The sequence below is a fragment of the Geitlerinema sp. CS-897 genome (assembly GCF_028368005.1).
GTDB lineage: Bacteria > Cyanobacteriota > Cyanobacteriia > Cyanobacteriales > Geitlerinemataceae > Baaleninema > Baaleninema simplex.
In genome coordinates, this window is record NZ_JAQNCQ010000025.1 from 17,710 (window position 1) to 27,941 (window position 10,232).

At 53.6% G+C, this 10,232-nt stretch carries 9 protein-coding genes and 1 pseudogene; 5 read left to right on the top strand and 5 right to left on the bottom strand.

Features of this window, described 5'->3' with window-relative positions; genetic code table 11:
- Nucleotides 1–7 precede the first annotated feature (7 nt).
- The 3 genes from POG22_RS01110 to sir all read left to right on the top strand — a co-directional run bounded on the left by POG22_RS01110 (nucleotide 8) and on the right by sir (nucleotide 4,356).
- Nucleotides 8–1,531, top strand: coding sequence for a Ycf46 family AAA ATPase (locus POG22_RS01110; protein ID WP_063718283.1), 1,524 nt, complete (start codon nucleotides 8–10; stop codon nucleotides 1,529–1,531).
- Between the two features lie 27 nt (nucleotides 1,532–1,558).
- Nucleotides 1,559–2,017 (top strand): SH3 domain-containing protein, encoded by a 459-nt coding sequence (locus tag POG22_RS01115; protein ID WP_063718282.1) that lies wholly within the window; start codon nucleotides 1,559–1,561, stop codon nucleotides 2,015–2,017.
- A 401-nt stretch (nucleotides 2,018–2,418) separates the two neighbouring features.
- Nucleotides 2,419–4,356, top strand: a complete 1,938-nt coding sequence (sir, locus tag POG22_RS01120) for a sulfite reductase, ferredoxin dependent (protein WP_498903133.1) — start codon at nucleotides 2,419–2,421, stop codon at nucleotides 4,354–4,356.
- A gap of 258 nt (nucleotides 4,357–4,614) precedes the next feature.
- Here the strand turns inward: sir and tsaD are convergent, their stop codons facing one another.
- On the bottom strand, nucleotides 4,615–5,658 hold the full coding sequence (gene tsaD / locus POG22_RS01125) for a tRNA (adenosine(37)-N6)-threonylcarbamoyltransferase complex transferase subunit TsaD (protein WP_498903135.1): 1,044 nt from the start codon (nucleotides 5,656–5,658) through the stop codon (nucleotides 4,615–4,617).
- Nucleotides 5,659–5,907: 249 nt separating this feature from the next.
- On the opposite strand from tsaD, the gene POG22_RS01130 reads away from it, so the two are divergent.
- Together POG22_RS01130 and psaJ are read left to right on the top strand one after the other, a co-directional pair.
- Nucleotides 5,908–6,390, top strand: coding sequence for a Photosystem I reaction center subunit III (locus POG22_RS01130; protein WP_063718279.1), 483 nt, complete (start codon nucleotides 5,908–5,910; stop codon nucleotides 6,388–6,390).
- A 37-nt stretch (nucleotides 6,391–6,427) separates the two neighbouring features.
- On the top strand, nucleotides 6,428–6,556 hold the full coding sequence (gene psaJ, locus POG22_RS01135; protein ID WP_074170979.1) for a photosystem I reaction center subunit IX: 129 nt from the start codon (nucleotides 6,428–6,430) through the stop codon (nucleotides 6,554–6,556).
- A 145-nt stretch (nucleotides 6,557–6,701) separates the two neighbouring features.
- On the opposite strand, the gene POG22_RS01140 is transcribed toward psaJ, so the two are convergent.
- The 4 genes and pseudogenes from POG22_RS01140 to POG22_RS01155 form a co-directional block, all read right to left on the bottom strand.
- The gene (locus tag POG22_RS01140) at nucleotides 6,702–7,157 is read right to left on the bottom strand and encodes a divergent PAP2 family protein (protein WP_498903138.1); all 456 of its coding nucleotides are present in this window, start codon (nucleotides 7,155–7,157) and stop codon (nucleotides 6,702–6,704) included.
- A 21-nt stretch (nucleotides 7,158–7,178) separates the two neighbouring features.
- Entirely contained in the window at nucleotides 7,179–8,102 is a 924-nt protein-coding gene (gene crtE / locus POG22_RS01145) for a geranylgeranyl diphosphate synthase CrtE (RefSeq protein WP_498903139.1), read from the bottom strand.
- A gap of 237 nt (nucleotides 8,103–8,339) precedes the next feature.
- Complete coding sequence (psbC, locus tag POG22_RS01150; RefSeq protein WP_498903141.1) at nucleotides 8,340–9,704, bottom strand: photosystem II reaction center protein CP43; 1,365 nt, start codon at nucleotides 9,702–9,704, stop codon at nucleotides 8,340–8,342.
- A 177-nt stretch (nucleotides 9,705–9,881) separates the two neighbouring features.
- A pseudogene (locus POG22_RS01155) lies at nucleotides 9,882–10,232 on the bottom strand (photosystem II D2 protein (photosystem q(a) protein)); the annotation flags it as partial.

Consider the following 10,232-nt stretch of genomic DNA (forward strand, 5'->3'; position numbering starts at 1 on the left):
GCCAGAAATGAGTTTTAAAGACGAATTCGAGCTGTTACTCCGCGCCCGCTATCCCGTGATTTACGTGGCGACTCTCGAAGAAGAACGAGTCGAAGCAGCCATCGCTGAGTCAGCCAAATCTCAGGGAAATCGCGGCGTCTACCTTTGGGATTTTGTAGACGGCTACCAAGGCAACCCCACCGATGAGGGGGCTGCGCGACGCAATCCCCTCGCGGCTCTCGAACAGGTGGAAAAACTGCCGACCTCCGCGCCTGCCGTGTTCGTGTTGCGGGATTTTCACCGCTTTCTCGAGGATATTGCGATTTCTCGGAAGTTGCGGAACCTCGCCCGTCGCCTTAAATCTCAACCGAAAAATGTGGTGTTGCTGGCGCCGACGGTGGAAATTCCAGAAGATTTGAGCGAAGTTCTCACGGTGATGGAGTTTTCGCTCCCCGAAGCGGACGAGATTCGAGTGGAAATCGATCGCCTGTTAGCGGCGAGTACTCGTTCTTTGAGCGATCGCGTTCTCGACGATCTGGTGCGATCGTGCCAAGGTCTCTCGATGGAACGGATTCGGCGCGTTCTCGCCCGAGCGATCGCCACTCACGGCGAACTGCGAGGAGAAGACGTCGAACTCATCCTCGAGGAAAAACGTCAAACCATTCGTCAAACTCAAATTCTGGAATTCTACCCCGCCACGGAAAACATTTCCGATATCGGCGGCCTCGACAACCTCAAAGATTGGTTGCTGCGGCGGGGCGGTGCTTTTTCCGATCGCGCTCGTCAATACGGACTCCCCCACCCGCGCGGTTTGATGTTGGTGGGCATTCAGGGAACCGGAAAATCCCTCACCGCCAAAGCGATCGCCCACCACTGGCACTTACCTCTGTTGCGGTTGGACGTGGGACGGCTCTTCGGTGGCTTGGTAGGGGAATCGGAATCCCGTACCCGGCAGATGATTCAGGTGTCTGAAGCCCTCGCCCCCTGCGTTCTCTGGATCGACGAAATCGATAAAGCCTTTGCAGGCGTCAATCGAGGCGGAGACGGCGGAACGACCAGCCGCGTGTTCGGCACCTTCATTACTTGGATGGCGGAGAAAAATTCCCCCGTGTTCGTGGTCTCGACCGCCAACGATATTCGCGCCCTACCGCCGGAAATGCTGCGAAAAGGACGGTTCGACGAAATCTTTTTTGTGGGGTTGCCCTCTCAAGAAGAACGCAAGGAAATTTTTTCTGTGCATCTGTCGCGACTGCGCCCCCATAACCTCAAAAGTTACGATATCGATCGCCTGGCTTACGAAACCCCGGATTTTTCGGGGGCGGAAATCGAACAGGCGATCGTGGAAGCCATGCACATTGGTTTCAGCCAAGATCGAGATTTCACCACAGACGATATACTCGAAGCGGCCAGCCAAATCGTCCCCTTGGCGCGAACGGCACAGGAACAAATCGAATTGTTGCAAGACTGGGCGATGTCGGGAAAAGCTCGTCTGGCCTCTCGCAACAGCAGCCTGACTCGTCGCATCCAAGGACAGCTACGGGGCGATCGCTAAGCCGTTTTTTTCTGAGATTCCGCGTCTATGAACCTGTCGAACCTGGCGAAATTTATTTTGGGGTTTACGTTGGCGATCGCCCTCACCCTCGGAGGGACCCTCGCCGCGTCCTTATATTTGGTGGCACGTCTGACCGCCCTGCCGCCCAAACCAGATTTTAGCGATCGTACCCCCAGTGCCACAACGGTTAGCGCCACACCGACACCCACTCCTGCCCCCAATCCTGCTGCGACGCCGACGCCGACGCCCACCCCAACCCCGACGCCGGAGGCGGGATTGTATCGCGCCCGAGTCACTTGGCCTGAAGGATTGACCCTGCGACAAGATCCCGGTTACGAAGCCACCAGTATCGGCGGCGTCGCCTTTAACGAAACCGTGGTCGTGTTGGAAGAAGCCGAGAACGGCGCGTGGCAACGAGTGCGATCGAGCGCCACAGATAGCGAAGGATGGGTCGTCGGCGGAAACCTCGAAACCCTGGATAACTGATGAGGAAATGATGGGGTGATGAGGCTTAGTGGTGCAGAAAAGTCCTGAAACCCTTGTTAGAAAAGATATCGCCGTATTAAAGGGTTGGCCGCAAAATCCCAGATCGGGATCTGGCTCAAATCTCAAATCATATTTTATGTGTTTTGTCAACCTCCAATCTCGAAAAGTTTTCTGCACCACTGAGGGTGATGAGGTGAGGCGATCGGGAGTCCTCCCCATTCCCCATTCCCCATTCCCCATTCCCTCTTCCCCGTTCCCTCTTCCCTATAAAATTGCGTCCCATCGGGGATGTTAAAATGAATGTCAAATTACATTCTCCGAAATCCCGACCGAATTACCGATGTTAACGATCGGTTCCAGAATACCGGCGTTTGACGACACACTCTAATCCCATTAAGTTCATGGCTACGCTGACGACGAAACCGACTCCAGACCAAAAACTCTCTAAAATTGAGGGAATTAAAGAGCGCAGTAACTTTTTGCGCGAACCCGTCGCGACGGAAATCCTACAAGATACGACGCACTTTAGCGCAGATGCCGTCCAAGTCTTAAAATTCCACGGGTCTTACCAACAAGACAACCGGGACAACCGCGTCAAAGGACAGGATAAGGACTATCGAATGATGCTCCGCACCCGCAACCCCGGCGGGTACATTCCACCCCAACTCTATTTGACGCTCGATCGCCTGGCCGACGAATACGGCTATCAAAACCTGCGGGTCACGACGCGCCAAGGATTTCAACTCCACGGCATTTTAAAAAAGAACCTCAAAGCCTCGATCGCGGCGATCGTCAACAGCATGGGATCGACTTTGGGCGCGTGTGGCGACCTCAACCGTAACGTCATGGCGCCGCCGGCTCCTTTTAAAAACCGTCCCGAATACGATTTCGCCTGGACTTACGCCGACAACATCGCCGATTTACTCGCTCCACAAACGGGCGCGTACTACGAAATTTGGCTCGACGGTGAAAAAGCCATTTCCGCTGAAGAAGCCCCGGAAGTTAAAGCCGCCCGAACCCGCAACGGGAACGGAACTGTATTTCACGATACAGAAGAACCCTTGTACGGCGATCGCTATATGCCGCGCAAGTTCAAAAGCTGCGTGACGGTTCCCGGCGACAACTCCGTCGATTTGTACTCTCAGGATTTATCCTTCGTCGTCATCACTGACGAAAACGGGGAATTACAAGGGTTTAACGTTTTAGCGGGGGGCGGCCTCGCCCGGACGCACAATAAAGAAGAAACCTTTCCCCGTTTGGCCGACGAAATCGGCTATGTGGATAGATCCCAATTTTACGACGTGCTGAAAGCCATCGTCGCCACGCAACGGGATTACGGCGATCGCGTCAACCGCCGCCACGCCCGGTTAAAGTATCTTCTCCACGACTGGGGCGTTGAGAAATTCCGCCGTACTGTCGAGGAATATTTCGGTCAACCGCTGCAACCGTTCAAACCCTTACCCGAGTTCAAATACGAAGATTTCGTCGGCTGGCACGAACAAGGAGACGGGAAGCTGTTTTTAGGCTTGTTCGTGCAGAACGGGCGCATCGAAGATCGCGAAGGATGGACGTTGAAAACCGCCCTGCATCAGATCGTGGAGAAATTCTCGCTTCCGATGCGTCTGACGCCCCATCAGAACATTTTGCTCTACGAAATCGAGCCAGAACAACGGCCGGAGATCGATCGCATCCTCAAAGAAAACGGCATTCAAACCGCCGAAGAACTCGACGGACTCGATCGCTTGTCGATGGCTTGTCCTGCACTGCCGACTTGCGGCTTAGCCATCACCGAGTCCGAGCGTGCCATTCCCGACATTTTAGGACGCATTCGCAAACTGCTCGATCGCGTGGGATTGCCCGATGAAGAATTCGTCGTGCGGATGACGGGCTGCCCCAACGGTTGCGCCCGTCCCTACATGGCAGAATTGGGCTTTGTCGGTCGCGCACCGGGGATTTATCAGTTGTGGTTGGGGGCAGATCCCCATCAAACCCGGTTGGCGGAATTGTATCTCGATCGCTTGAGTATCGACGCCTTAGAAGTTCAACTCGAACCCCTATTTGTCTACTTTAAAAAAGACCGCAAACCGGGCGAACGATTTGGCGATTTCTGCCACCGCGTCGGCTTCGATTCCTTGCGTCAATTTGCCGAAACCTACGATCCCAGCAGCTTGAAACCCAAGCGCAAAGAACGTCATCGCATTCGCATTTATGACAAAGTGTACGATCGCCTCAAAGCCGATTCGCAACGGCTCGGAAAACCCATGTTGGATCTAGCCAGCGAAGCGATCGATAAATACCTCGACGAGTTATCTCAAGCTCAAAACAGCGGAGATAATTAATAGAAAATTCGGTCGAGCCACCTCGTTGAAATTTATCCCGTAGGAACGTTGAACGTCACGTTTTTACGGGATTTTTCATCTGTTTTTTGGTGGTATACGTTGGCGGTGCGTGACGAGGTATTGGTCTAAGAATTTACTCCCTATTTTTAAAGTCACGCACCCTACGCGACTGCTCCAATAAGCTGGGTTTTAAAAAGTCTTCACCACAGAGACACAGAGGACACAGAGAGTTTTTTGCAGAATCATCGCCTCGTTTCCCTACGCGACATATAAATTCAAAGTTTCTGACAGGGACATTCGCGACTGAACGCCCAAGGTCATCGGTGAAACCCGACCTCGGCTGAGGTGTTCTGAGGCAGCACAACCCAGCATGGCGGCGTTGTCCGTGCAGTATTTCATCGGTGGAAACAGAACGCGGAGATGGTGTTCTTCAGCGGCGGCTTGAAGTTGTTGTCGAAGGCTGCTGTTGGCGGCGACGCCACCGCCGACGACGATGGTAGAGAGGTTGGAATCGAGGGCGCAGCGAATTGTCCGTTTGGTGAGGGCGCGAGCGACGGTGTGTTGGAAGCTGGCGGCGATGTCCGCCACGGGGAGTTCGTCTCCTTCGGCTTGGAGGCGTTGAACGAGACGCAAGACGGCAGTTTTCAAGCCGCTGAAACTGCTATCGTAAGGATGAAAGCCGCCGTTGGGAACTTTGACTTTGCCTTCGGGGAGGGGAAAGGCTTTCGGGTTGCCAGTTTTGGCAATTTTATCGATCGCCGGGCCGCCGGGATAGCCTAAATCCAGCAACCGCGCCACTTTATCGAAGGCTTCTCCGGCCGCGTCGTCGCGAGTTTGGCCGAGGGTTTCGTAAATGCCGCAGTCTTTGACGTGAATGAGGCTGGTATGACCGCCGGAGACTAAAAGACATAAAAAGGGCGGTTCCAGGTCGCGATCGCTCAAATAGGCGGCGTAAATGTGACCTTCGAGGTGGTGAACCCCTAGAAAGGGTTTTTGACGGACGAGAGCCAGGGTTTTCGCGGCGGTGAGTCCCACGAGTAAAGCGCCGACGAGACCGGGGGCGCAGGTGGCGGCCACGCCGTCGATCGCTGTCCAGGGGATGCCTGCTGTTTCGAGAGCTTGTGCGATCGCATCGTCGATCAGTTCCAGGTGTTGGCGCGAGGCAACCTCGGGAACGACGCCACCGTAACGTCGATGAATCTCGATCTGAGATGTAACAATACTACTTAAAACTTGACGTTTTTTAACAATTGCCACGGCAGTTTCGTCACAACTTGTTTCGATCGCTAGAATTGTTGACATTTGCAAAGAAAGGGGAACGAGAGAGCGCTATTTTGTATGGTAGGATTCTAGCCAGACATCTTTAACACTGGCTTGTAGTCGCGAAAGCGTCTCAAACGAAGATAACTCAAGACCATTTCGCAACCGTGGGATCTCCAATTTTGGAAGAACACCCGCGTTTTGTAGAAAAGACGAGCGATCTTCCTTTTTAATATTAGGAAGTTTTCGTCGATCGTTGTGTCAGTTTTGTTCACTAAGGAAAGCCTACTTATGCGACGACTATTGGCGCTGGTTTTAACAGCAGTTCTTTGGTTTAGTTTTGCGCCGACTGCTTCGGCAGACGTAGCGGGACTGACTCCTTGTAACGAAAATTCCGCGTTCCTCGCCCGTGCGAAACGCGCCACCACCGAACAAGCCAAACAACGTTTCGAGCGTTACGGTGAAGAACTTTTGTGTGGTGAAGAGGGTTTACCTCACTTAATTGTAGACGGTCGTTGGAGCCACGCTGGGGAATTCATGATTCCTGGCATTATGTTCCTGTATGTTGCAGGTTGGATTGGCTGGGCTGGCCGTAGCTACCTGCAAGCTATTCAGGGCGAGAAATCTCCTGAAGACAAAGAAATCATCATCGACGTTCCTTTGGCAGTGAGCAAATCCCTATCTGCTGCACTTTGGCCGCTGGCAGCTTTTGGTGAAATCACCAGTGGGGAAATGTTTGCTAAAGACAACGAAATCCCCATTTCCCCCCGCTAAGGGTTTGATTTAACGTTTTGGAACTTGGAGATCGTTTATGCAAGGCTTACAAAGATATCTGTCAAGCGCACCCGTTTTAGCTGCCGTTTGGATGTTAATTACGGCAGGAATCGTTATTGAAGTCAACCGCTTTTTCCCCGATTTACTCTTCCACCCTCTGAAGTAGAGCCGCGATCGCTTTCAAGAGCGATATCGTTCTTAGATCTGTTTTGAGATCTATTTTTAGAGCGTATCGATTCCATCGATCGCGACAAAAAGCCCAGTAATCAAACTGGGCTTTTTGTATGGACGTTCGAGTGTCGAACAAAAAATTAATAAGCCGAACCTGCCGCGTAAGCCACCGCAATACCGAGAGCCGATCCGACGACCACTTGAAACGGCGTATGCCCGAGTAATTCCTTGAGTCGCTCTTCATCGAACTGTTTTCCCTCGTGAAACAGCTCGTCGAGAATTTGATTGAGAACCCGCGCTTGTTTTCCAGCAGCTTGACGAACTCCAGCAGCATCGTACATGACGATCGCCGCGAAGATCGTGGCCATGGCGAACTCAATACTATCCCATCCCAACGTTTGCCCGACACCCGTAGCTAAAGCCGTCACCAAAGCCGAATGAGAACTCGGCATTCCACCCGTTTCGACGAGGACGCGCACGTTAACTTTCTGGTACTGCATAAAATGCACCAGCAACTTAGAAAACTGAGCGATCAGACAAGCCGCCGTCGCGACGATGAGAATTTGGTTGTGCAGAACGTGACTAAACTCGTGCATCTCTTCCCTGAATAACGACGATTAGTACTGGCGGCGAACGATAAAATCGGCGATCGCGTTTAAGGGTCGAGCAGAAGGGCCGAACGGGGATAGTTCCGCCTGAGCCGCTTCGATGAGTTGTCCGGCTTGTCGTTTCGACTCTTCCAATCCCCACAAACTCGGATAAGTCGCTTTTTGAGCCTGCAAATCTTTCCCCGCCGTTTTGCCGAGAACCTCCTGAGATGCCGTGATATCGAGGATATCGTCAACAATTTGGAACGCCAAACCGATATTTTGAGCGTAACGAGAAAGGCGTCCGATTTCCTCCTGGGACGCCCCCGCTAAAATTCCCCCACAGACGACACTAGCTTCGAGTAACGCAGCGGTCTTGTGGGTGTGGATGAAATTGAGCGTTTCGATCGAAATGTCCGATTTCCCTTCAGACTCCAAATCGACCACTTGTCCGCCGACCAACCCTGCCGCACCGACAGCGCGACCGAGGCGAGCCACGACCTGCAACAATCGCTCGGCCGGGACGCCTTTCGTTTCCACGGCGATATGCTCGAAGGCGTAGGCCAGCAAACCATCTCCGGCCAAAATCGCCACATCGTCGCCGTAAACCTTGTGATTGGTGAGTTTGCCGCGACGGTAATCGTCGTTGTCCATCGCCGGGAGGTCGTCGTGAATCAGCGACATCGTATGAACCATTTCCAGAGCGCAGGCGGTAGGCAAGGCAATCTCCCGAGTTCCCCCGGTCATTTCACAGGTTGCCAAACAGAGAATCGGACGGAGTCGCTTACCTCCTGCCAAGAGGGAGTAGCGCATCGCTTCGTAAATGCGATCGGGATACGTAATCCCCAAAGAGCGATCGAGCGCCGCTTCGACTAATGCTTTCCCCTCAGCTAAATAGGTGGATAAATCGAATCGAGCGTCGTGGGGCGAATTTCGATCGTCCGTAATGACCATCCCTTTTTCCTTTTTCTGCGTCATGATTCACGAGCGGCCGGCGGTTTCATCAATACTGTCGCGCGAGCCTGTCACTAGGCTACCAGACAGGTCGGACACTGCCCAAGCAGGAATTGAAATCAGCGCGATCGCCCCCATCGAACCGGACAAAAAAAGAGGCTCCTACCCGAGAGTAGAAGCCTCTTTTTTAGAATGTTACCCTCTCGATCTCGCGATCGAGAGATGGTAAAACTCGCCCTAGTCGAGGGGTTTCATCGACAGTACGGGTTCGCTTTCGCGATCGAGTCCCGTCTCAAAACCACCAGCCGCAGCGCGAGCGCGTCCGGCGTGCCAGAGATGTCCGACTAAGAAGAAGAACGCCAGGATGAAGTGAGAACCCGCCAACCAAGCGCGGGGGTTCACGTAGTTAAATCCAGAGTTCGGTTCGGTGATAATACCACCAACAGAGTTGATCGAACCGTTAGGCGCGTGAGTCATGTACTCAGCCGCACGGCGCAACTGCCAAGGCTGAATGTCGTTTTTCAGCTTGTTCAAGTCGAGACCGTTAGGACCGCGCAGGGGTTCGAGCCAAGGACCACGGAAGTCCCAGAAACGCATCGTCTCGCCACCGAAGATGATTTCACCCGTGGGAGAGCGCATGAGGTATTTACCCAGACCCGTCGGACCTTGAGCCGAACCGATGTTCGCCCCCAGTTTCTGGTCGCGAGCCAAGAACACGAAAGATTGTGCTTGAGACGCTTCAGCGTTGGTCGGTCCATAGAACTCGCTCGGATAAGCGGTGTTGTTGAACCAGACGAAAGCAGACGCGACGAAAGCCATCAGCGACAGAGCGCCGATGCTGTAAGACAGGTAAGCTTCACCCGACCAGATAAAGGCGCGACGAGCCCAGCCGAAAGGCTTGGTCAGGATGTGCCAGATACCACCAGAAATACAGATGAGGCCGATCCAGATGTGACCGCCGATGATATCTTCCATGTTGTCCACGCTGATCATCCAGCCTTCGCCACCGAAGGGAGCGCGGAGCAGATATCCGAAAATAACCGCCGGGTTCAGCGTGGGGTTGGTGATGATGCGAACGTCACCGCCACCAGGGGCCCAGGTATCGTAGACACCACCGAAGAACATGGCTTTAGCCACCAACAGCAGCGCACCGAGACCCAAGAGGATCAGGTGGAAGCCGATGATGTTGGTCATTTGGTTTTTGTCCTTCCAGTCGTAACCGAAGAAGGACGAATATTCTTCGAGGCGCTCGGGACCGCGAACGGCGTGGTAGATACCGCCGAGACCCAACACGGCCGAAGAAATCAGGTGAAGTACCCCAACGACGAAGTAGGGGAAGGTATCGATCACTTCACCACCGGGGCCGACGCCCCAGCCGAGAGTTGCCAAGTGAGGCAGCAGGATCAAGCCCTGCTCGTACATGGGTTTTTCGGGGACGAAGTGAGCGACTTCAAATAAGGTCATCGCTCCGGCCCAGAAAACGATCAGACCGGCGTGGGCGACGTGAGCGCCCAGCAGTTTACCAGACAGGTCGATCAGGCGGGCGTTTCCAGACCACCAGGCGAAGCCGGATGATTGCTGGTCGCGTCCGCCGCCAACCATTGCAGTGTTAAAGGATGTTGCCACGAGGTCAAACCTCCATCAAACCTATGTCGTTTGCGACGTACTTTGTGAAAAAAGGCGGCAATGTTAGGAGAAACCGCCTTTTACAGTATGCAGAATAGAAATCCCAAAGATTCGGACTAAAGAGATAGTACCGAAATTGAATTGAAACCGAATTTACAGCGCGTTCCCGCGAGGTAGAACCTCTTCGGGGAACTCGAAGCTTTCGTGGGGTTGGTCGGTGGGAGCCATCCAAGCCCGCAGACCTTCGTTGAGCAAGATGTTCTTGGTGTAGAAGGTCTCGAATTCGGGGTCTTCAGCCGCGCGAATTTCTTGGCTGGTGAAGTCGTAAGCCCGTAGGTTCAGACCCAGACCCACGACGCCGATGGCGCTCATCCACAGTCCCGTCACGGGGACGAAGAGCATGAAGAAGTGCAACCAGCGTTTGTTGGAGAAGGCGATGCCGAAAATCTGAGACCAGAAGCGGTTCGCCGTCACCATGGAGTAGGTTTCTTCGGCTTGGGTCGG

What these genes read in the sequence shown, in the direction of transcription:
- POG22_RS01110 (WP_063718283.1), top strand. Translation starts at nt 8, where the DNA reads ATGAGTTTTAAAGACGAATTCGAGCTGTTACTCCGCGCCCGCTATCCC.
- POG22_RS01115 (WP_063718282.1), top strand. Translation starts at nt 1,559, where the DNA reads ATGAACCTGTCGAACCTGGCGAAATTTATTTTGGGGTTTACGTTGGCG.
- sir (WP_498903133.1), top strand. Translation starts at nt 2,419, where the DNA reads ATGGCTACGCTGACGACGAAACCGACTCCAGACCAAAAACTCTCTAAA.
- tsaD (WP_498903135.1), bottom strand. Translation starts at nt 5,658, where the DNA reads ATGTCAACAATTCTAGCGATCGAAACAAGTTGTGACGAAACTGCCGTG.
- POG22_RS01130 (WP_063718279.1), top strand. Translation starts at nt 5,908, where the DNA reads ATGCGACGACTATTGGCGCTGGTTTTAACAGCAGTTCTTTGGTTTAGT.
- psaJ (WP_074170979.1), top strand. Translation starts at nt 6,428, where the DNA reads ATGCAAGGCTTACAAAGATATCTGTCAAGCGCACCCGTTTTAGCTGCC.
- POG22_RS01140 (WP_498903138.1), bottom strand. Translation starts at nt 7,157, where the DNA reads ATGCACGAGTTTAGTCACGTTCTGCACAACCAAATTCTCATCGTCGCG.
- crtE (WP_498903139.1), bottom strand. Translation starts at nt 8,102, where the DNA reads ATGGTCATTACGGACGATCGAAATTCGCCCCACGACGCTCGATTCGAT.
- psbC (WP_498903141.1), bottom strand. Translation starts at nt 9,704, where the DNA reads ATGGTTGGCGGCGGACGCGACCAGCAATCATCCGGCTTCGCCTGGTGG.